Annotated in this window: 14 protein-coding genes and 6 tRNA genes; 13 read left to right on the top strand and 7 right to left on the bottom strand. The window is 63.1% G+C overall.

Annotated features, from left to right (window positions below; genetic code table 11):
* Positions 1-27: 27 nt before the first annotated feature.
* The 6 genes from ispE to ychF all read left to right on the top strand — a co-directional run bounded on the left by ispE (position 28) and on the right by ychF (position 4,837).
* A complete protein-coding gene (gene ispE, locus U0O11_RS03220) occupies positions 28-900 on the top strand; it encodes a 4-(cytidine 5'-diphospho)-2-C-methyl-D-erythritol kinase (protein WP_131431347.1) in 873 nt (290 codons plus the stop codon).
* Between the two features lie 29 nt (positions 901-929).
* Positions 930-1,004 (top strand) — tRNA-Gln (locus U0O11_RS03215).
* 72 nt (positions 1,005-1,076) lie between these two features.
* Positions 1,077-2,018, top strand: coding sequence for a ribose-phosphate pyrophosphokinase (locus tag U0O11_RS03210; protein WP_172978614.1), 942 nt, complete (start codon positions 1,077-1,079; stop codon positions 2,016-2,018).
* A 179-nt stretch (positions 2,019-2,197) separates the two neighbouring features.
* Positions 2,198-2,833, top strand: coding sequence for a 50S ribosomal protein L25/general stress protein Ctc (locus tag U0O11_RS03205; RefSeq protein WP_043335898.1), 636 nt, complete (start codon positions 2,198-2,200; stop codon positions 2,831-2,833).
* Positions 2,834-2,862: 29 nt separating this feature from the next.
* Positions 2,863-3,447: an aminoacyl-tRNA hydrolase gene (pth, locus tag U0O11_RS03200; RefSeq protein ID WP_043335900.1), complete on the top strand. Its 585-nt coding sequence runs from the start codon at positions 2,863-2,865 to the stop codon at positions 3,445-3,447.
* Positions 3,448-3,745: 298 nt separating this feature from the next.
* Positions 3,746-4,837, top strand: a complete 1,092-nt coding sequence (gene ychF / locus U0O11_RS03195) for a redox-regulated ATPase YchF (protein WP_324691637.1) — start codon at positions 3,746-3,748, stop codon at positions 4,835-4,837.
* A 185-nt stretch (positions 4,838-5,022) separates the two neighbouring features.
* Here the strand turns inward: ychF and U0O11_RS03190 are convergent, their stop codons facing one another.
* A complete protein-coding gene (locus U0O11_RS03190; protein WP_215823894.1) occupies positions 5,023-5,973 on the bottom strand; it encodes a LysR family transcriptional regulator in 951 nt (316 codons plus the stop codon).
* 194 nt (positions 5,974-6,167) lie between these two features.
* Here U0O11_RS03190 and U0O11_RS03185 point away from each other — a divergent pair, with 194 nt between their 5' ends.
* Both U0O11_RS03185 and U0O11_RS03180 read left to right on the top strand, forming a co-directional pair.
* Complete coding sequence (locus tag U0O11_RS03185; RefSeq protein WP_215823893.1) at positions 6,168-7,502, top strand: FAD-dependent oxidoreductase; 1,335 nt, start codon at positions 6,168-6,170, stop codon at positions 7,500-7,502.
* 81 nt (positions 7,503-7,583) lie between these two features.
* A tRNA-Met gene (locus tag U0O11_RS03180) sits at positions 7,584-7,660 on the top strand.
* A 242-nt stretch (positions 7,661-7,902) separates the two neighbouring features.
* Here the strand turns inward: U0O11_RS03180 and U0O11_RS03175 are convergent.
* The gene (locus tag U0O11_RS03175) at positions 7,903-9,231 is read right to left on the bottom strand and encodes a M18 family aminopeptidase (RefSeq protein WP_225347584.1); all 1,329 of its coding nucleotides are present in this window, start codon (positions 9,229-9,231) and stop codon (positions 7,903-7,905) included.
* A 293-nt stretch (positions 9,232-9,524) separates the two neighbouring features.
* Here U0O11_RS03175 and U0O11_RS03170 point away from each other — a divergent pair, with 293 nt between their 5' ends.
* The gene (locus U0O11_RS03170; RefSeq protein WP_225347583.1) at positions 9,525-11,633 is read left to right on the top strand and encodes a carboxy terminal-processing peptidase; all 2,109 of its coding nucleotides are present in this window, start codon (positions 9,525-9,527) and stop codon (positions 11,631-11,633) included.
* 529 nt (positions 11,634-12,162) lie between these two features.
* On the opposite strand, the gene U0O11_RS03165 is transcribed toward U0O11_RS03170, so the two are convergent.
* From U0O11_RS03165 to U0O11_RS03145, 5 genes are all read right to left on the bottom strand, one after another.
* A tRNA-Asn gene (locus U0O11_RS03165) sits at positions 12,163-12,238 on the bottom strand.
* 97 nt (positions 12,239-12,335) lie between these two features.
* Positions 12,336-12,411: transfer RNA gene (locus U0O11_RS03160), tRNA-Asn, on the bottom strand.
* A 78-nt stretch (positions 12,412-12,489) separates the two neighbouring features.
* Positions 12,490-12,565, bottom strand: a tRNA-Asn gene (locus U0O11_RS03155).
* 174 nt (positions 12,566-12,739) lie between these two features.
* Positions 12,740-12,816, bottom strand: a tRNA-Met gene (locus tag U0O11_RS03150).
* Positions 12,817-12,902: 86 nt separating this feature from the next.
* Positions 12,903-13,856, bottom strand: a complete 954-nt coding sequence (locus U0O11_RS03145; protein WP_404813662.1) for a choline ABC transporter substrate-binding protein — start codon at positions 13,854-13,856, stop codon at positions 12,903-12,905.
* Positions 13,857-14,269: 413 nt separating this feature from the next.
* Between U0O11_RS03145 and betI the strand changes: the two genes are divergently transcribed.
* The 4 genes from betI to U0O11_RS03125 all read left to right on the top strand — a co-directional run bounded on the left by betI (position 14,270) and on the right by U0O11_RS03125 (position 21,356).
* On the top strand, positions 14,270-14,926 hold the full coding sequence (betI, locus tag U0O11_RS03140; protein ID WP_215823890.1) for a transcriptional regulator BetI: 657 nt from the start codon (positions 14,270-14,272) through the stop codon (positions 14,924-14,926).
* The gene (gene betB, locus U0O11_RS03135) at positions 14,919-16,400 is read left to right on the top strand and encodes a betaine-aldehyde dehydrogenase (RefSeq protein ID WP_225347581.1); all 1,482 of its coding nucleotides are present in this window, start codon (positions 14,919-14,921) and stop codon (positions 16,398-16,400) included. Before betI ends, betB begins: the two co-directional genes overlap by 8 nt.
* 374 nt (positions 16,401-16,774) lie before the next feature.
* A complete protein-coding gene (betA, locus tag U0O11_RS03130; RefSeq protein ID WP_043335917.1) occupies positions 16,775-18,490 on the top strand; it encodes a choline dehydrogenase in 1,716 nt (571 codons plus the stop codon).
* Between the two features lie 397 nt (positions 18,491-18,887).
* Positions 18,888-21,356, top strand: coding sequence for an acyl-CoA dehydrogenase (locus tag U0O11_RS03125; protein ID WP_225347580.1), 2,469 nt, complete (start codon positions 18,888-18,890; stop codon positions 21,354-21,356).
* Positions 21,357-21,361 lie beyond the last annotated feature (5 nt).

The raw sequence follows: 21,361 nt of genomic DNA, 5'->3' as shown, positions 1-21,361 counted from the left end.
ACCCCGACAGCCGCATCCGCATCGACCATGACTCTCACCCTGCCGGCACCGGCCAAGCTCAATCGCATGCTGCATATCACGGGCCAGCGCGCCGATGGCTATCACGAGCTGCAGACGCTGTTCCAGTTTCTCGAGCACGGCGACAGCCTCAGCTTCACGCTGCGCGACGATGAGGCCATCCGCCTCTCACCGCCTATTGAAGGCGTGCCCGAAGAGGCCAACCTGATCGTGCGCGCCGCGCGCCTGCTGCGAGAAGCCGCACACGCGCAGGGCAAGGTCGCGTCACCCACCGCATTGCCCGGTGTCGATATCACGCTGGAGAAAGTGCTGCCGATGGGTGGCGGCCTGGGGGGCGGCAGCAGCGACGCCGCCACGACCCTGCTGGCACTGGACAGACTCTGGGGGCTCGAGCTTGGCGAAGACGCCCTTGCCGAGCTCGGGCTGTCGCTCGGCGCGGATGTGCCGGTGTTCGTGCGTGGCTTCGCCGCCTGGGCCGAAGGCATCGGCGAACGCCTGGTGCCAGCCCCGCTGGACACCCCATGGTTCGTGGTGATCCACCCCGGTGTCGAGGTCGCGACACCCGCCGTGTTCGGCCACCCGCAATTGACACGTTCCAGCCTCGCGATTAGTATGGCGCGCGCACTGCAGGGGGGCCGCAACGACTGTGAAGTCGTGGTGCGCACTTTGTACCCGGCAGTCGCCGACGCCCTGGACTGGCTGGACCAGTTCGGCACCGCCAGACTGACGGGCACCGGCGCCTGTGTGTTCTGTGCGTTTGACGACGCACGACAGGCCAGCGAGGTGCTGGGTCGACTCGAACTCGAGCGCCCGATGTGGCACGCCTTCTCGGCACGCGGTTGCAATATCTCCCCTCTACATGCCGCTCTGGCTTCGGCCTGAGCACAGCAACTGGTTGAAGTGAACGTTGCTGGGGTATCGCCAAGTGGTAAGGCACCGGTTTCTGGTACCGACATTCCCAGGTTCGAATCCTGGTACCCCAGCCAATCCTGGCCGTTCCCGGTCAACCCGGAATTCTCCACTCCCGAGATCCCACAAGACTCCAAAGGTGGCTGCGCGTGTCAAAACTGATGGTATTCGCGGGGAATGCCAATCCCGCTCTCGCCCGCAAGGTAGCTGAAGCCCTCGATACCCGCCTGGGCCATGCAACCGTCGGTCAGTTCAGCGATGGCGAGATTGCGGTAGAAATCAACGAAAACGTTCGCGGCAAGGACGTCTTCATCATGCAGTCCACCTGCGCACCGACCAACGACAACCTGATGGAGCTGATCCTGATGGTGGACGCGTTGCGTCGTGCGTCTGCGGCGCGTATCACTGCGGTCGTTCCCTACTTCGGTTACGCCCGTCAGGACCGCCGCGTGCGCTCTGCTCGCGTGCCGATCTCGGCGAAGGTGGTCGCGGACATGATGGTCAAGGCTGGCGTCAATCGCGTCATGACCATGGACCTGCATGCCGATCAGATCCAGGGCTTCTTCGATGTGCCGGTGGACAACGTCTACGGCTCACCGATCCTGCTCGACGACATCGAACGTCAGAACTATGACAACCTGATCGTCGTCTCCCCGGATGTGGGCGGCGTGGTACGTGCCCGTGCCATCGCCAAGCAGCTCAACTGCGAGCTGGCCATCATCGACAAGCGTCGTCCCCAGGCCAACCAGGCCCAGGTGATGAACATCATCGGTGATATCAAGGACCGCACCTGCGTGCTGGTCGATGACATGATCGATACCGCCGGCACCCTGTGCAAGGCGGGCGAGGCACTCAAGGATCATGGCGCCAACCGCGTCGTGGCCTATGCGTCCCACGCGATCCTGTCTGGCCCGGCGGTCGACAACATCACCAACTCCGTCCTCGACGAAGTGGTGGTTGCCGACACCATCCCGCTGTCCGACGCCGCGCGTCGTTCCGGCAAGATCCGCCAGCTGACAGTCGCTGGCCTGATCGCCGAGGCGATCCGTCGCGTCAGCAATGAAGAATCCGTCAGCGCCATGTTCCACTGAGTCCTGTCGGCGGGCCCTGCTCGCCGCTGCTCGGGGAAGAGGCACTGACAACGGCAGATGATCCGTCATCTGCCGACAAGCGGCCGGCCCGGAAATCTCCGGGCCGGCCTCATGGATCCGGTAGCGCTCTGGTCGCGGGGGCTACCGGATTCTCATTAGACCCTTGAGGTATCTGCAAAATGAAACTGTTCAAACTGAATGCTGAAGTTCGTGAAGACCTGGGGAAAGGTGCGAGCCGCCGCCTGCGTCGTACGAACGACTTCGTGCCGGCCATCATCTACGGTGCCGACCAGGCCCCGACTCCGGTCATGATCGACAAGCCGAGCCTGTACAAGGCGGTTGACGATGAGGCGTTCTACTCCTCCATCATCACCCTGAATGTTGCGGGCAAGACCGAGAAAGTCGTCATCCGTGACCTGCAGCGTCACCCGTTCAAGCCGCTGCTGACTCACGTCGACTTCCTGCGCATCGATCCGACCCACAAACTGACCATGAACGTGCCGCTGCACATCACTGGTCAGGAAGCCTGTGTCGGTGTCAAGGACCAGGACGGCGTCCTGCACGTCCTGGCGACTGACGTCGAAATCAGCTGCCTGCCGGAAGCCCTGCCGGAATACCTGGAGCTGGACGTGTCCAAGCTGGAAGTTGGCCACACCCTGCACCTGTCCGACATCGCTCTGCCGGAAGGCGCCGAGTCCGTTGCCCTGTCCCACGGTGCCGATCACGACACCGCTGTGGTCAACGTCACTCGTCCGAACATCTCTGCTGACGCAGAAGATGCTGCTGAAGGCGAAGAAGCACCTGCTGCAGAATAACGCAGCCTGATCAAGGAGCCAGACAGCGCATGTCACGAGTGAAAGCGATCATCGGCCTCGGTAACCCGGGGAACGAATACGAAGACACCCGTCACAATGCCGGCGTCTGGCTCCTTGACGCTCTTGCGCGCCACGGTCACACCACGTTGCGTCCGGAACGCAAGTTCCATGGCCAATACGCGAAGGTCCACTTCGCCGGTCAGGATCTGCATTTGCTGTTCCCATCGACGTTCATGAATCGCAGCGGTCAGGCCGTGGCCGCATTGTGCAACTTCTACAAGCTCGCCCCGGATGAACTGCTCGTCGCCCACGATGAGCTGGACATCGACCCCGGCACCGCCCGCTACAAGCAGGGTGGCGGCCATGGCGGTCACAACGGGTTGCGCGACATCATCAGTGCACTGGGCAACGACAAGTCGTTCCATCGTGCCCGCATCGGCATCGGCCACCCCGGCAATGCCAAGCTGGTGACCAACTTCGTGCTCGGGCGTCCCGGCAAGGCTGAACGCCAGGCCATCGACGACGCCATCGACGAAGTGGTGATGACCCTCCCCGACGCCATCAGTGGCGAATGGGCACGGGCCATGAATCGCCTGCATTCCTTCAAGAGCTGAACCTCTGCATCACCCGGCATCACCCCTCTCCGAATTTCGGTGATTCGCTCAGCGCATCACCTCGCTTGCGTGCGCGCGTCTCGCCACGCGATCAGCAGCAAAAGGCATCATTTGCCGCGCGACATGCGCCCAATGGATGACCTCGGCGGCATGAGGCCTTACACTTCCCGCCTGTCTTCATTCCGTGCCTGCCCACTCGTTTCCCCGCATGCCCAGTGCCTGTGCACTCAGAGCCTGCTGGTCGAGACGACTGCCAGTGCCACGCCCCATTCGATACGTCACACCAGGATCTAGCGCCATGGGTTTCAATTGCGGCATCGTCGGCCTGCCGAACGTCGGCAAGTCCACTCTCTTCAATGCACTGACCAAGTCTGGCATTGACGCCGAGAACTTCCCCTTCTGCACCATCGAGCCGAACACCGGTATCGTGCCGATGCCTGACCCTCGCCTGAACGCGCTGGCCGAGATCGTCAAGCCGGAGAAGGTGATCCCGACCACCATGGAATTCGTCGACATCGCGGGTCTGGTCGCGGGCGCTTCCAAGGGCGAAGGTCTGGGCAACAAGTTCCTGGCCAACATCCGTGAGACCGACGCCATCGCGCACGTGGTGCGCTGCTTCGAGGATGACAACGTCATCCACGTCGCCAACCACGTCGACCCGGCCGCCGACATCGAGACCATCAACATCGAGCTGGCCCTGGCCGATCTCGACAGCGTCGAGCGCAGCATCCAGCGTCTGGCCCGCGTCGCCAAGGGCGGCGACAAGGAAGCCATCGCCACCAAGGCCGTGCTGGAACGCATCCAGCCGCACCTGGCCGAAGGCCAGCCGCTGCGCAGCTTCGGTCTCAGCGATGACGACCTGAAGATCGTGCGCGGCTTCGGCTTCCTGACCCTCAAGCCGACCATGTACATCGCCAACGTCAGCGAGGAAGGCTTCGAGAACAATCCCTACCTCGATATCGTGCGCGACATTGCCGCCAACGAAGGCGCCAGCGTCGTGCCGGTGTGCAACAAGATCGAAGCCGAGATCGCCGAGCTGGACGAGGAAGAGCGCGAGATGTTCCTCGACGAACTGGGCATGGAAGAGCCGGGCCTGGACCGCGTCATCCGCGCCGGTTACGAGCTGCTGGGTCTGCAGACCTACTTCACCGCTGGCGTGAAGGAAGTGCGTGCCTGGACCGTCAAGATCGGCGCTACCGCACCGGAAGGCGCTGGTGTCATCCACACCGACTTCCAGAAAGGCTTCATCCGTGCCGAAGTCATCTCCTATGCCGACTTCATCGCCTACAAGGGCGAGCAAGGCGCCAAGGATGCCGGCAAATGGCGCCTGGAAGGCAAGGACTACATCCTCAAGGATGGCGACGTGGTGCACTACCGCTTCAATGTCTGATGGCTCACCGGTGCCCGGCGACGCCCGGGCCCAGCTGACGCCCTGACAGCCCGTCCTGACAGAACGGCCCTGATCTCTCACGAGGTCAGGGCCGTTCTGCGTTGTGGCGCGGGAAACTGCTCAAGCAGGGACACCGATCAAGCCATGGAGGTCTCAACCAGTGGAGACCTCAACCAGCGATGGACTCAGACCGTAGAGTGCTCTGCCAGCGGCACCTGCAGCCACTGCGCGGCCTGCCTGGCGAGCTGGTCCGCCAGCGACTGGGCCAGCCGCGAACGCCCCGCCTCGCGTCGCCACACGGCGCTCAGCACCAGCTCACCCGCCTGGGGCATCTGACGCGCGCTCAAGCCGCGCTCCGTAGTGGCGGCATGCGCCGTGAGCGCATCGACCACCGCCAGCCCCTCCCCCGCCTGAACCAGCGCCGCCGCCAGTGGATAGGTCTGCACACGCGTCACGATGCGCGGTGAAGATGGCAAAGCGCTTGAAGCTTCCTGCGCCACGCTCGCCAGCAGACCATCGAGTCGCCGCGCCAGCGGGTCGTGCGCTCCCAGCGCGATCAGGCGCTGACCGGCTAACTCCGCCACCGTCATCGGCGTCTGCTGACAGTCCTGTGCCCAATACCCTGCGGGCGCGAGCACCAGTAGCGGCATGCGCACCAACGGTCGCGTCATCAGCGCAGGATGCGTCGGCGCACTCAGCGTGAAGGCGATATCGACCTCATGCAGCAACAGGGCATCGACGATCTCGCGGGTATGCTGGGTCGCCAGCTCACAGCTGACCCGCGGCTGACGCCGGCGCCACTGACCCAGCGCCTGCGGCAGCAATTGCTGGGCGATGGCAGGCGTCGCCACCACCTTGAGCGTGCGCGCCTCGCCCTCACGCAAGCCATCGACCAGCCGTCTCACATCGTCCAGCTGACCGAGCATTCCCTGACTGGCCGCTTCCAGCTTGCGCGCCTCCTCGGTGGGATGAAGCTGCCCTGCACTGCGCGTGAACAGCGTGATGCCCCACTGGCGCTCGACCTGCTGCAGCGCCTTGCTCGCCGCTGGCTGGGAGATATGCAGCAACCGCGCCGCACCGGTCACGCTGCCGGCCTGCAGGACGGCGTGAAAGATCTCCAGGTCCCTGAGCCGCATGCGCTATCTCCCTGTCCGGTTGTCTAGAGGGCTTAATTGAGGGCGTACTTGAGGGCGCAATTGAGCGCCTGCGCATCAGATTACCCCATAACCTCGGGTTATGGCGCAGCACATCCTTTTCATTCGCCACTCACGCCAGCGACCGGCAAGCTCGAACACAACGCAACACGACCTTCACGACCCGGGAGCCCAGCATGCAACGCCACGTGACTCTCATCGGAGGCGGCGTGATCGGCCTCGCCAGTGCCCACGCCCTGGTACGCGCCGGCCACTGCGTGACCCTGATCGACGCCCATGCCGAGGTCGCCAGCGAGACCAGCCACGCCAATGGCGGCCAGCTGAGCTATCGCTATGTGGCGCCACTGGCCGATAGCGGCGTGCCCCGCCAGGCCATCAAGTGGCTTTTGGCAGGCAATGAGGCACCGCTGAAACTGCGCCCGAATCTGGACCCCGCACAATGGCGCTGGATGGCCCGCTTTGTGGCCGCCTGCAATCACCGCACCCATCAGGCCAGCGCAGCGCAAATGCTCTCGCTGGCCCTGCACAGCCAGGCGATCATGAGCGAGTGGCGCACTCGAGATGCGCTCGGCGACTTCGCCTGGCAGCAGCGCGGCAAGCTGGTGATCCATCGTGACCCGGTGGCGCTCGACAAGGCGGCCGCCGCGCGCGTCGCCCCGCAGGACCAGCAGGTGCTCGATGCGCGCCAATGCATCGCGCTGGAGCCCTCACTGGCCCATCAGCAAGCCCATCTGTCGGGCGGCATCTTCAGCGCCTCGGACGAGACGGCGGATTGCCATGCCTTCTGTCAGGCGCTGGAGCGCAAGCTGCAGGCCTCCAGGCGCTACACGCGCATCGCCAACACGCGCGTCGCCCCGCTGAGCGCACGCAACGGTCGCATCGCGCAGCTCGAGCTCAGACACCTTGATGGCCGCCGAGAATGCCATGCCGTCGAAGAGGTCGTCATCGCGGCCGGCAATCATGCCGCCGAGCTGGTGCGCCCACTGGGCATCCACCTGCCCCTGCAGCCGCTCAAGGGCTATAGCCTCACCCTGCCACTGGCAGCTGACACCCCGGAGACGGCCGCGCCGCGCATCAGCGTCACCGACTCGGCACGCAAGGTGGTCTACGCCGACCTGGAGTCGTCGGCATCGCGCCAGCTGCGCGTCGCGGCGATGGTGGATATCGGCCAGCGGGAACGCGACAGCTTCCACCCCGAACTGGATGAGCAGCGCATTGCCGCCCTGCGCAAGCTGGCCAGCGATACCTTCCCCGAAGCCGGCGATTTCGCGCAGGCCACTCCCTGGGCCGGACTGCGCCCCAGTACGCCCAAGGGGCCGCCGATCCTCGGCCGTCCCCGGCAAGCGAACAGCCCGGACAATCTGTGGCTGAACGTCGGCCATGGCAGCCTGGGCTTCACGCTGGCCTGCGCCAGTGGCGACCTCATCGCACGCGCCATCTCGCGAGAGGCTCTCCCCAGCTCTCTCTCCGACAGCCTACCTGATGCCCTCGCTGCGCGGCCGGGACGCTAGTCTGATGAATTCCCTGCCACTTTTTCGCGCTGATGCGTTGACAACATCACGGACAATCCGTAATATTCGCCTCCGTTGGACGGCTACATAGCTCAGCTGGTTAGAGCACATCACTCATAATGATGGGGTCCCCTGTTCAAATCAGGGTGTAGCCACCAACCAAGATTCGAAAGGCCTGACTGCTTGCAGTCAGGCCTTTTTCGTTGTGCGCGTTCTGCGCCGAGACCTTGATCGGACCTTGACCGCGCTTCGCTCGCGCACCTAGCGCCCCGCTCCGCAGCCCTCGAGCCAGGTCACAGGCATCAAAAAGGGCGACCCGCAGGCCGCCCTTTTTCCAGGCTCGTCTTTTTACGATATTACGCTACGCGCCCGCTATCTCAGCACAATCCGGCTCGACCACTCAGTCCAGCTGCTCGCGATTGCAGAAGGCTACCAGCACCTTGATCAGCATAGCGACATCGGCACTGCCGGATGTCTCACGAATCGAGTGCATGCCCCACTGCGGCAGCCCTACATCCAGAGTCGGCACCCCCACCTCACTGGCGGTGATCGGCCCGATGGTGCTGCCACAGCCCATGTCGGCACGACTGACGAAGGTCTGCACCGGCACATCCTGCTCGCGACACATCTCGCGGAACAGCCCGGCCGTGGTGCTGTTGGTGGCGTAACGCTGATTGGCATTGACCTTGATGACCGGCCCGGCATTCAACTTCGGCCCATGCCCCGCATCATGCTTGTCCGCGAAATTGGGGTGCACGGCGTGGGCATTATCGCAAGAAATCATCAAGGAGCGCTGCACGAGGCACTGATAGCCTTCTTCGCTGTCCAAGCCGACGTAGTGATTGATGCGCTTGAGCACATCAGCCAGGAAGGGCCCCTGGGCACCACAGGCGCTGGCACTGCCGACTTCCTCATGATCGGTGGTGACGAACAGCGCCCCCTGACTGCCATCGGCCTCCAGCAGAGCCTCGAGACCGACGAAGCAGGACAGCAGATTGTCGAGGCGCGCACTGGTGATCAACTCACCTTTCAGCCCCGACTGCGCCGCCGGCTGCAGATCGTGCAGGCCCAGCTCGAAGTCGACGACATCCGCGACCCGCACGCCGTGCTGCTCCTCGATCAGCTCGATCAACAGCGCATTGAAGGCCTCCGCGGGCGTCCCGACCTCTTCCCCAAGCTGCATGACCACGGCTGACATCTGGGTCTGGGCATTGATGGCACGCCCGCTGTTGACGTCACGATCCAGATGGATCGCCAGGCTCGGCACGCAGGCAAACGGACGCATGACCGTCAGCAGCAGCGTCTCGCGACGACCGTCCGCATGCCGCACCTGGACGCGGCCCGCAAGGCCCAGATCGCGATCGAACCAGGTGCTCAGCAACACGCCGCCATAGGTCTCGACGCCCAGCGTCAACCAGCCCTGACTGGCCTGCGCCGGATTGGGCTTCAGGCGCAGACAGGGCGAATCGGTGTGCGCACCGATCATCCGAAGTGAGCTCAGTGACGTATCACCCTTCGGGAGCTGAAAGGCGATCAACGAGGAATCATTGCGCGTGACATAGGCGCGCTCACCGGGCACCAGCTGCCAGGAAGACGTCTCGCTGAGGCGACGATAGCCCGCCTGTTCAAGACGCTGCGCCATGGAAGCCGTCGCGTGCCACGGCGTGGGAGAAGAAGACAGGAAGTCGAGCAGTGCGGGAACGCGGGAATCCGCAATCGCATGAGTCATGATGGCGTCTGGTCCTCGAAGATATATGCAAGGCACTGTATAAGAAGAAACATGATGGGGAAAACCTGTGACGACCCTTCGATGACATGACTGCCATCCAGTCACCATTCAGCGGGGCGTCGAGAAGCGCGGCATGCCAGCCAAAGCCCTGCGCTGACAGAGTTTTCACAACCCCAACGCATCAACGCCAGACAACTGTGTATGGTGCGTGAGACTGCTACAATGCCCGCTCGACCCCCTGCGGGGAGGTCGTTCAGGGAGCAGAGTGTACATGAATCGGGAGTGCTTCATTGATGAGCCTGTTCGCAAACGTCCGGCGCACGGCATTCGTTGCCCTGTGTCTTGCCATGGCCGGCCCTGCCAGTGCCGCGGTCACCCCTACTGACGCCGATGCACAGGCTGCTCGCGAAGTTGCCGAGTCTTTGCGCTATGGGCATTACGAAGATGTGACCCTGGATGACCACTGGGCCAACCGCGCCTTTACGCAATACCTCAAGACTCTCGACCCCCAGAAAGCCTATCTGCTGGATGCGGACATCAGCGAGTTCAGCGACCTGCGTCACGATTTCGACGACGCCATGGTCGATGGTGATCTCGAGCGTATCTATGGCCTCTACGAGCGCTATCAGCAACGCCTCACCGCACGCCTCACCTGGCTGGTGAAGACGCTGGACGCCAAGCCGAGCTTCGATTTCGACAAGGATGATCGCCTGGCGCTGGACCGCAAGGATAGCCCGTGGGCCGATAGCGAGCAGGAGCTCGACGAGCTGTGGCGCAAGCGCCTCAAGAACGCCTGGCTATCGATGTCACTGTCCGACAAGAGCGATGACGAGATCGCCAAGACGCTCAGCGAGCGTTATTCCAACCAACTCAAGCGCATCAAGCAGACCAACGATGAAGATATCCTGACGCTGGTGATGCATGCCGTAACCGGCAGCATCGATCCGCACAGCGAATACTTCTCGCCGCGCCAGGGCGAATCCTTCGATATCCAGATGAAGCTGTCGCTGGATGGCATCGGCGCCCTGCTGCAATCCGAAGGTGAATACGTCAAGGTCTCGAGCCTCGTGCCCGGCGGCCCTGCCGAGAAGGATGGCGAGCTCAAGCCGGCCGATCGCATCGTGGCCGTCGGCCAGGGTCAGGGCGACAGCGAGTGGACCAACGTGGTCGGCATGCGCCTGGATGACGTCGTGGACCTGATCCGCGGCCCGAAGGGCTCCGTCGTGCGCCTGGAAGTGATTCCGGCCCAGTCGCTGGATGTCACCAAAACGCGTGAACTGGACATCACCCGCGACACCGTCAAGCTCGAGGACCAGGCCGCCAATGCCAAGGTCATCGACGTCAAGCGCGATGACGGCGTCCACAGGATCGGCGTCATTCATGTGCCCGCCTTCTATGTCGATTTCGATGCCTGGCAGGCCGGTGAAGACGACTACCGCAGCACCACCCGCGACGTGGCGCGCCTGATCGACGAACTGAAGGCCAAGCAGGTGGAAGGCATCATTCTCGATCTGCGCAACAACGGCGGTGGTGCCCTGCAGGAAGCCAATTCGATGATCGGCCTGTTCATCGATCGCGGCCCCACCGTGCAGGTGCGTGACGCACGCGGCCGTATCAGCCTCTACGGCGATACCGACGCCGGCACCCACTATGACGGCCCGCTGACCGTGCTGGTCAATCGCCTCTCGGCCTCGGCGTCCGAAATCTTCGCCGGTGCGATCCAGGACTACGGCCGCGGCCCGATACTCGGCAGCCAGACCTTCGGCAAGGGCACGGTGCAGACCATCTCCTCGCTGAGCGAAGGCGAGATCAAGCTGACCCGCGCCAAGTTCTATCGCATCTCCGGCGACTCGACCCAGAACAAGGGCGTCAAACCGGACATCGCCTTCCCCAGCGTCATCGACCCGCAGGAGATCGGCGAATCCAGCCTCGACTACGCGCTGCCCTGGGACCAGGTACGCCCGGTGAAGTATCGCCGCTACGGTGATCCGGCACGCTACCTGGCCGCATTGCGCGCCCGCCACCAGAGCCGCGCCGAACAGGACCCCAACTTCAACTACCTGAAGAGCGAAGTCGCGCTGTCAAAGGCACTGCGCGCGCAGCAGACCAGCATCAGCCTCAATCGTGAGCAGCGCAAACGCGAGATGGATGCCCAGGAAGCCGAGCAGCTGGCACTGGAAAACAAGCGCCGTCGTGCCCTCAACCTCGAGCCACTGACAAGCTTTGCCGAACTCGATGCCGCCAGCGACCACATCTCTTCCCCCGAGAGTGATCCCGAGCAGGAAGCCGATATCGAAGAAGCCAGCAGCGACAAGGAAGCCAAGGACCCGATCGATCAGGCCCAGCTTCAGGAAAGTGCCGAGATCCTGCTCGACTACGCCCACCTCACCGGTGATCGCTAGACTCTCGTGACTCGCACCATGACCCGAGTCTGACGAAGCTGGTCGACCGCCAAGGCCCCTGCTCTCATGCAACACCGAGCGCAGGGGCTTTTTTCATGCCACAAAGAAAGCCTGTGGTACGCAGCATCACGGCCGCGCGAGGCAGCAACGCGCGCACAACAATGCACAGGCAGCAACACATACGAAGCAACGACAAGACAGAAAACGTAGCAGCAGAAACGGAATGGCATGCATCGCAACGCCAGGCAGCTGCCGCGCAGAGGATGACAGCAGAATGCTGGCGACACGGGAACACGCTCTCGAGGCAGAAAGCACGAAATGCCGAAGCAGCACGAAATACCAAAGCAAGATGCGGAGCAGGAGCGGACTGGCGAGCAGAACTGAGGAAGCAGGGTTTGCGAACAGCGCTCAGACGCAAAAATGATGAACAGGGCTTGCGAATAGGGCTCAGGCACAGAGCCAACAAGCAAGGCTCAGGCAGCGATGGTGCGACCAGCAGAAAACACGAGGGGAAGCAGGGAAGTGATATTGGCTCCTCGAACAGGACTCGAACCTGTGACCCAATGATTAACAGTCATTTGCTCTACCAACTGAGCTATCGAGGAACAACAAAATATCGATCGATATCAGGGCGATATCGAAACTGACGACGAGAAACTCATCTATCAGCGTCATTTCCGGCATTGGCAGGAAGCCTTGGATTGGCTCCTCGAACAGGACTCGAACCTGTGACCCAATGATTAACAGTCATTTGCTCTACCAACTGAGCTATCGAGGAACGACCGGAAATCCATCTGTCAGTGACATCATCATGGATGCTATCAGGCTGACATTTCAAGCATGCTGCATGTGCTATTGGCTCCTCGAACAGGACTCGAACCTGTGACCCAATGATTAACAGTCATTTGCTCTACCAACTGAGCTATCGAGGAACAACCTTGAACACGCGACGAATTATACGGAAATACTCAATGGCGTCAACCACCTTCGGCCATTCAGGCCACCGCAGAACTCGTTCGATTCCTCCTGCCGGATCCACCTCCGAAAGCGCACGAAGCGACATCCAGATGTGACAAGGCCCGCACGGATGCAGGCCTTGGAATCACTGGTGGCTACACCCTGATTTGAACAGGGGACCCCATCATTATGAGTGATGTGCTCTAACCAGCTGAGCTATGTAGCCACACGACGAGGCGTATATTGCAGGTCAGGCTGCTGAATTGCAAGCACTTTTTATCAAAAGCTCAACAGACGAGCCCGACGGGCCGATCAGATCCCCAGCGATGTCTTCACCGCGGCAAGGCCAGGCTGACCCTCCACGGTCTCGACTCCCTTGAGCCAGGCCTCCAGCACCTGCGGGTTCTGCTTGAGCCAACTGGCCGCCGCGTCATCCGGGTCTTCGCCGCCATCCATGATGTCGCCCATCAGCTGGTTTTCCATCTCCAGGGTGAACTCGAGATTGGAAAGCAGGGCCCCGACGTTGGTGCATGCCTCGCTGTAGCCCGCACGGGTATTGGTATACACCGTCGCACCACCCAGATTCGGCCCGAAGTAATCATCGGCCCCTTCCAGATAGCCCATCTCGAAGCGGGTATTCATCGGGTGCGGTTCCCAGCCGAGGAACACGACCCACTCCTCGGCGGCAATCTTCGACTTCACTTCCGCCAGCATGCCGGCTTCCGAGGAGTCGATCATCTCGAACTCACCCATGCCGAAGGCGTCGTCATCGATCATGTCGGCAATGATCATGTTGCCGTCGTTGCCCGCCTCTATCCCGTAGATGCGGCCATCGAACTTCTCGAGATTGTCGGCAAGGTCCGCCACCGAGGTCACGCCGGCATCCAGCACATACTGCGGCACCGCCAGGGTGTATTTCGCGCCCTCCAGATTGGCGCGCGGGCGATCGACCTGCCCCTTGTCGATGTAAGGGTCACTGATGGAGGCCATCGACGGCATCCAGTTGCCCAGGAAGACATCGAAGTCATCATTCTTCATGCCGGCATAGGCGATCGGCACCGAGATGGTGTCAGAGGTCGTCTCATAGCCCAGCCCCTCCAGCACGGCACGCGTCAGGGCGGTGGTTGCCGTGATGTCCGTCCAGCCGACTTCGGCGAAACGCACTGTGCGACATTCCTCCGACACGGCGGCCTGGGCCTGATTCGCCATGACCGGCACGGCGATGACGCCCAGTGCCAACAGCACCTTACCAGGTGATCGTTTCATGCTAACCCCTTGTTTTATTGTTCGTTGTCATTCAACTCTCGAGCGTCGGCGCAACGTTCAACCTACGTTGAGATCGACATGCTGCCCCTCCATGTTCTACCGCACTGTAGCGCTTTTACCAACCGGCCTCGCCAACCCACAGTCTTGAACGCCCGCCTATCGCTGGCCGCCACCGGCCCTCGATGCCTCGCCCGCCTCCCCCTCCTGACCATCCCTGACCGCCCCCTGACCGCCCCACCTTGCCTCAACTTGACGCATCGGGAACCAGCCTCTACACTTTTTGTTAATTGAACGTTCAATAAAAACTTTGCGCACGACAGCATGGTGCAGCGCTCGCGGCAAACCGGTGATGATCCAGTACCATGGCCACACCAAGTGTCACACCGACCCGATATACGAAAAGGACTCCGTTGATGCCCAAAGTGGGAATGGAACCTATCCGCCGCCGCCAGTTGATCCAGGCCACCATGCAGGCCATCGATGAGGCAGGACTCGCCGACGCGACCGTGGCCCGCATCGCCCGTCACGCAGGTGTGTCCACCGGCATCATCAGCCACTATTTCGGCGGCAAGGATGGCTTGATGGAAGCCACCATGCGCCAGATTCTCACTGACCTGCGCAGCGCCGTCAGTGAGCGTCGCGCCGCATTGGCCGACGATGACGTCCGCAGCCATCTGCGCGCGGTGATCGACGGCAACTTTGATCGCAGCCAAGTCAGCCAGAGCGTCTCCAAGACCTGGCTGGCCTTCTGGGCCTCCAGCATGCATCGCATTCCGCTGGAACGCCTGCAGCGAGTCAACGACAGACGGCTGATCTCCAATCTGTGTGCCCTGTTCCGCCGCTGCATGCCGCTGAACGAGGCACGTGATGCCGCGGCCGGACTGGCCGCCTTGATCGACGGCCTGTGGTTGCGCGGTACGCTGGACCCGACCGGCCTCGATGTCGAGCGCGCACGCCGCCTCGCCTACGAATACGCTGACTACCAGCTGACACGTCACATGGCAGCATCCCTGAACGCGACAGACTCCCCCACTTCCCCTGAACCCAGTAAGGAGCGCACGCATGGCTAACGGCAACGCAAGCTTCCCGACCCAGACCCTCTACATCAGTGGCCGTCGGGTCGAAGCCACCTCCGGCGAGACCTTCGAGACCGTCAATCCGGCCACCGGCGAAGTCATCGCCGAGATCCAGCAGGCCAGCGGTGCCGACGTCGATACCGCCGTCGAAAGCGCCCTGCAGGGTCAGAAGGTGTGGGCCGCAATGACCGGCATGGAGCGTTCACGCATCCTGCGTCGCGCCGTGGACCTGCTGCGCGAGCGCAACGACGAACTGGCGCTGCTCGAGACACTCGACACCGGCAAGCCGCTGTCTGAGACCGAAGCGGTCGACATCGTCACCGGTGCCGATGCACTCGAGTACTACGCGGGCCTCGCGCCGGCCATCGAAGGCAGCCAGATGCCGCTGCGTCAGGAAGCCTTCGTCTATACCCGCAAGGAGCCGCTGGGCGTCATCGGCGCCATCGGTGCCTGGAACTACCCGATCCAGATCGCCTGCTGGAAGTCTGCCCCGGCCCTCGCCGCCGGCAACGCCATGGTCTTCAAGCCCAGCGAAGTCACGCCGCTGAGCGCACTGAAGCTGGCCGAGATCTTCACCGAAGCCGGCCTGCCGGATGGCGTGTTCAACGTCGTACAGGGCGATGCCCGTGTCGGCGTGATGCTCACCGAGCACCCGGATATCGCCAAGATCTCCTTCACCGGGGAAGCCGGCACCGGCAAGAAGGTCATGTCCGCGTCCGCCTCTTCCAGCCTCAAGGAAGTCACCATGGAGCTGGGCGGCAAATCCCCGCTGCTGGTGTTCGCCGATTCCGATCTCGACCGTGCCGCCGACGGTGCCATGATGGCCAACTTCTACAGCTCCGGTCAGGTGTGCACCAACGGCACCCGCGTGTTCGTCGAAGCCAGCGTCAAGGACGCCTTCGAAGCCAAGATCGTCGAGCGCGTCGCGCGCATCAAGGCCGGCGACCCGCAGGACCGCGCCACCACCTTCGGTCCGCTGGTCAGCTTCGAGCACCTGGACAAGGTCGTCTCCTATCTGGAGATCGCCAAACAGGACGGCGCACGTCTGCTGGTCGGCGGCGAGCGCATGAGCGAAGGCGACTTCGCCAAGGGCGCCTGGGTCGCACCGACCGTCTACACCGACTGCAGCGATGACATGCGTATCGTGCAGGAAGAGATCTTCGGTCCGGTGATGTCCATCCTGTCCTTCGACAGTGAAGAGGAAGTCATCCGTCGCGCCAACGACACCACCTATGGTCTGGCGGCTGGCCTGTTCACCGAGAGCCTGAACCGCGCGCATCGCGTGATTCACCAGCTCGAAGCCGGTATCTGCTGGGTCAACACCTGGGGCGAGTCGCCGTCCGAAATGCCGGTCGGCGGCTACAAGCAGTCCGGTATCGGTCGCGAGAACGGTGTCGAGACGCTGTCTCATTACACCCAGACCAAGTCCGTGCTGATCGAGATGGGCCCGTTCGAGTCCGCCTTCTGAGCCATCACTGGCCGCAAGGCCTGATGACAGCAGCACCCTCTGGCGCCAGAGGCTGAAGTACCGGCTCTCAAAACCGGACCTCAAGACCGGGCCTAAGCACCGGACCTCAAGTACGACAACGCGCCAGATGCCCCACCTGCCGGCATGTCGAACACTCGCCATGCCGGCTGCACGCTGCGTCGCTCGCCAGTGCCGCGCGCAGTGCCCGAATCCCGATGAGTCGTTGAGCCCCCGATGGCAGCTTGCTGTCATGCGGTGCCCCGACGGCTCACCACAGACAAGCAAACGTATCCAGCAGCCCGGCAGTGGCCACTCCCCGTCGTGAACGGGGCGTCATGTGCCCGCATGTGGCACCCGATACGAGAGGACCTTCCATGAGCCAATTCGAGCGTGAATACGACTACGTCATCATCGGCGCCGGCAGCGCCGGCAACGTGCTGGCCACCCGCCTGAGCGAAGACGCCGATGTCAGTGTACTGTTGCTGGAAGCCGGTGGCCGCGACCACCGCTTCGACTTCCGCACCCAGATGCCCGCCGCGCTGGCGTACCCGCTGCAGGGTCAGCGCTACAACTGGGACTTCAAGACCGATCCCGAGCCGCACATGAACAACCGTCGCATGGAATGTGGCCGCGGCAAGGGCCTGGGCGGCTCCTCGTTGATCAACGGCATGTGCTACATCCGCGGCAATGCGCTGGATTACGACAACTGGGCCAAGGACCCCATCCTGGCCGACTGGAACTATCGTGAGTGCCTGCCCTACTTCCGCAAGTGCGAGACGCGCGATATCGGCCCGAATGACTACCATGGCGGCGACGGCCCGGTGTCGGTCACCACGCCCAAGCAGGGCAACAACGAGCTCTATCATGCCTTCATCGCGGCAGGCATCGAGGCGGGCTACCCGGCCACCGAAGACGTCAACGGCTACCAGCAGGAAGGCTTCGGCCCGATGGACCGCTTCGTGACCAGAGAAGGCCGTCGCGCCTCCACCGCACGCGGCTATCTGGATACCGCCAAGAAGCGCTCCAACGTGACCATCGAGACGCGTGCCACCACCGACGTCATCCTGTTCGAAGGCAAGACGGCGGTCGGTGTGAAGTACGAGCGCAAGGGCCAGGACCACCGCGTGCGTGCGCGCAAGGAAGTGCTGCTGTGCGCCGGCGCCATCGCCTCGCCGCAGATCCTGCAGCGCTCCGGCGTCGGCAACCGTGAACATCTCGAGCCGCTGGGCGTGAAGATGGTCCATCACCTGCCGGGCGTGGGCGAGAACCTGCAGGACCACCTGGAGCTCTACATCCAGTACGAGTGCACCCAGCCGATCTCGCTGTATCCGTCCCTCAAGTGGTACAACCAGCCGCCCATCGGTCTGGAATGGATGCTCAAGGGCACCGGTGTCGGCGCCAGCAACCAGTTCGAGGCCGCCGGCTTCATTCGCAGCGATGACAACGAGGCCTGGCCGAACCTGCAGTATCACTTCCTGCCGATCGCGATCAGCTACAACGGCAAGAGCGCAGTGCAGGGCCACGGCTTCCAGGCGCACGTCGGGTCGATGCGCTCCCAGAGCAAGGGCCGCGTTCGCCTGACCTCACTCGACCCCAAGGCCGCGCCGTCGATCTTCTTCAACTACATGGCCGAGGAACGTGACTGGGAAGAGTTCCGCGCCGCCATCCGCCTGACCCGCGAGATCATCGCCCAGCCCGCGCTGGACCCCTACCGCGGCCGCGAGCTGGCACCGGGCGCCCAGGCACAGACCGACGCCGAGCTCGACGAGTACGTGCGCAACCACGCCGAGACCGCCTACCACCCGTGTGGCAGCTGCCGCATGGGTAGCGACGAGACTTCAGTGGTCGATGGTGCCGGTCGCGTGCATGGCCTCGACAACCTGCGCGTCGTCGATGCCTCGCTGTTCCCGGTCATCCCGACCGGCAACCTGAATGCGCCGACGATCATGCTGGCCGAGAAGATGGCCGACAAGATTCGTGGCCGCGCGCCGCTGCCACCGTCCGACGCCGATTACTTCGTGATCGAACCCGGCACGCCGGCCAAGAAGCCCGCCAAGCGCAAGATCGACTCCGCTCCGATCAATGGCTAAGCACTGATCAATGACTGAGCACTGGTCAATGGCTAAGCACTGATCAATGACTGAGCACTGATCAACGCCATAGCCCGTGCGAGTCAACGCCTGCGACAGGTAGTCTGACCTCACGCACGCAAGCGCTATCGATCGTCCAAGGCCCCGCATTGCGGGGCCTTTTTCATGCCTGCCAGACAGCTTTCACTCAGCCCGGTCTGGCGCTCGCCGACTGCCTCCCCCGGGCGACTGCCCTTTTCGAGAATGAATCCGCACACCTTAGACCTTGGACGTACTGCAGGGTCGGGCAACATGGGATACGCTGAAGAGAATTCAAACAACTGTTCTAAACGCATGGCTGCTACGCTGTAGAAACGCCATGCAAAGACACCATCCCTCGCCACCCGGAGATCCTGCCATGACGCAGCTCATCCTCATCCTTGTCGCTGTTGCCGGTCTGTTGGCCGTCATGGCACGCGAAGCCGGGGCCCTCGCGGCCATCGGCGTTCTCGCCATCATCGGTATCGTCGGCCTGGCGGTCGACGCACCGGTACTGGGTTGCCTGCTGCTGATCGGCGCGGCACTGGTCGCGGTGTGTGGCCTGCCGGCCCTGCGCAGCAAGTGGCTCAGCCCGCGCCTGTTCGCGATGTTCAAGAAGGTCTCCCCCAAGGTCTCGGACACCGAGAAGGTGGCGCTGGAAGCCGGCACCGTGTTCTGGGACGCCGAGCTCTTTTCCGGCAAGCCGCAGTGGGACACCCTGACCGCACAGCGCAACGACGGCATCTCCAGCGAAGAGCAGGCCTTCATCGACGATCAATGCTCTGTCGCCTGCGGCATGACCAACAGCTGGGAGATCGCGCGTGAGCGTGCCGATCTGCCCGAAGCGCTGTGGGAATACCTCAAGCGCGAGAAGTTCTTCGGCATGATCATTCCCAAGGAATATGGCGGCCTGGGCTTCTCGACCAAGGCGCAGTCGCTGGTGCTGCAGAAGCTGGCGGTCAACGAGACGCTGATGGTCACCGTCGGCGTGCCCAACTCCCTCGGCCCGGGCGAGCTGCTGCTCAAGTACGGCAGCGAAGAACAGAAGAACCATTACCTGCCTCGCCTGGCCGATGGCCGCGAGATTCCGTGTTTCGGTCTGACCGGCCCGCGTGCCGGCAGTGACGCGACCTCCATCCCGGACACCGGCATCGTGTGTCGCGGCATGCATGACGGCGAGGAAGTCGTCGGCATTCGCCTGAACTTCGAGAAGCGCTGGATCACCCTGGCGCCGGTCGCCACCGTGGTCGGCCTGGCCTTCCGCATGTTCGACCCCGAGCACCTGCTGGGTGACGTGGAAGACATCGGCATCACCTGCGCCCTGATTCCGCGCGACACCGACGGCATGGACATCGGCCGTCGTCACCACCCGATCGGCGCGCCGTTCATGAATGGCCCGATCTTCGGCAAGGACGTCTTCATTCCGCTCAGCTATCTGATCGGTGGTGAGCAGATGGCCGGCCAGGGCTGGAAGATGCTGGTCGAGTGTCTGTCGGTGGGTCGCTGTATCACCCTGCCGTCCGGCTCCGCGGGCATCTCGCGCTACGCACTGGGCTGGAGCGCCGGCTTTGCGCGCATCCGTCGTCAGTTCAATCTGCCGGTGGCCGAGATGGAAGGCGTGCAGGAGCCCCTGGCACGCATGGCCGCGATGAACTACATCAGCCAGGCGTCGGTGCTGCACACCGCCAACATGATCGACAATGGCCACAAGCCGGCGGTGCCCTCCGCCATCCTCAAGAGCCAGCTGACCGAGATGGCCCGCTCGCTGCTGGCCGACGGCATGGACATCCACGGCGGACGCGGCGTGACGCTTGGCCCGCGCAACTACATCGGCGTGGCCTACGCTGGCACCCCGGTCTCGATCACGGTGGAAGGTGCCAACATCATGACCCGCAACCTGATGATCTTCGGTCAGGGCGCGATCCGCTGCCATCCTTACGTGCTGGAGGAGCTGGCCGCCAAGGACGCCGATGACCTGAACGCCTTCGACAAGGCCTTCTTCCGCCATGCCGGCCTGATCTTCGGCAACGCGGCACGCGCCTTCACCCAGAGCTTCGGCATCGGCGGCAAGGCCACTGGCTTCGACGCCGTCGCCACGCCCTACGCCAGCCACATCAACCGCTTCAGCGCCGCCTTCTCGCTGTCTGCCGACGCGGCCATGGCAAGTCTCGGTTCCAGCCTCAAGGCGCGCGAGATGCTGTCGGCGCGCCTGGGCGACGTGCTCTCCAACCTCTATCTGGCGTCACTGACGCTCAAGCAGTGGCACGAAACCGAAGCCTGCGAACACGAAGAGGCGCTGTTCCACTTCAGCATGCAGTGGCTGCTGCACCGCGCGGAAAAGGCACTGGATGAGCTGTTCGCCAACCTGCCCAACCGTGCACTGGGCACTGCCCTGCGCGTGATCGCCCTGCCGCGTGGCCGTCAGTTCGCCATGCCCAAGGACAGCCTGACCCGCGAGATCGCCCGAGCCGTCTCCACCGACACTGCACTGCGTGCCAAGCTGATCGACAACACCTGGGACGCCCAGGACGAAGGCCAGCAGGACAATGCCCTCGCCCGCTACAACGCGCTGCTCAAGGACTACCCGCGCGCCGAGCCGATCTACAAGGCGCTGGCCAAGGCCTACCACAAGGGCGAGATTCCGGCCGACGCACTGTCTCCGGAAGCGCGTATCGAAGCGGCGGTCGAGGCAGGCATCCTGTCCGCCGAGGATGGCGACTTCATGCGCGTCTTCGAAGCCGAGGTACTCGACATGCTGACCGTCGACCACTTCGAATTCGACGCCTTCGTGCGCAAGCCGATGGCGAGTGACGGCACCGCCTCCAACCCGCAGCAGGACGCCGCCTGATGACT

Source organism: Cobetia sp. D5 (assembly GCF_035666195.1).
GTDB classification, from domain to species: domain Bacteria; phylum Pseudomonadota; class Gammaproteobacteria; order Pseudomonadales; family Halomonadaceae; genus Cobetia; species Cobetia amphilecti.
Note: the sequence above shows the minus strand (reverse complement) of the source record. Positions and strands in the feature narration are given on the sequence as shown.

What these genes read in the sequence shown, in the direction of transcription:
- U0O11_RS03185 (WP_215823893.1), top strand. Translation starts at nt 6,168, where the DNA reads ATGCAACGCCACGTGACTCTCATCGGAGGCGGCGTGATCGGCCTCGCC.
- U0O11_RS03145 (WP_404813662.1), bottom strand. Translation starts at nt 13,856, where the DNA reads ATGAAACGATCACCTGGTAAGGTGCTGTTGGCACTGGGCGTCATCGCC.
- pth (WP_043335900.1), top strand. Translation starts at nt 2,863, where the DNA reads ATGTCACGAGTGAAAGCGATCATCGGCCTCGGTAACCCGGGGAACGAA.
- betI (WP_215823890.1), top strand. Translation starts at nt 14,270, where the DNA reads ATGCCCAAAGTGGGAATGGAACCTATCCGCCGCCGCCAGTTGATCCAG.
- betA (WP_043335917.1), top strand. Translation starts at nt 16,775, where the DNA reads ATGAGCCAATTCGAGCGTGAATACGACTACGTCATCATCGGCGCCGGC.
- U0O11_RS03170 (WP_225347583.1), top strand. Translation starts at nt 9,525, where the DNA reads ATGAGCCTGTTCGCAAACGTCCGGCGCACGGCATTCGTTGCCCTGTGT.
- U0O11_RS03190 (WP_215823894.1), bottom strand. Translation starts at nt 5,973, where the DNA reads ATGCGGCTCAGGGACCTGGAGATCTTTCACGCCGTCCTGCAGGCCGGC.
- betB (WP_225347581.1), top strand. Translation starts at nt 14,919, where the DNA reads ATGGCTAACGGCAACGCAAGCTTCCCGACCCAGACCCTCTACATCAGT.
- U0O11_RS03125 (WP_225347580.1), top strand. Translation starts at nt 18,888, where the DNA reads ATGACGCAGCTCATCCTCATCCTTGTCGCTGTTGCCGGTCTGTTGGCC.
- ychF (WP_324691637.1), top strand. Translation starts at nt 3,746, where the DNA reads ATGGGTTTCAATTGCGGCATCGTCGGCCTGCCGAACGTCGGCAAGTCC.
- U0O11_RS03175 (WP_225347584.1), bottom strand. Translation starts at nt 9,231, where the DNA reads ATGACTCATGCGATTGCGGATTCCCGCGTTCCCGCACTGCTCGACTTC.
- ispE (WP_131431347.1), top strand. Translation starts at nt 28, where the DNA reads ATGACTCTCACCCTGCCGGCACCGGCCAAGCTCAATCGCATGCTGCAT.
- U0O11_RS03205 (WP_043335898.1), top strand. Translation starts at nt 2,198, where the DNA reads ATGAAACTGTTCAAACTGAATGCTGAAGTTCGTGAAGACCTGGGGAAA.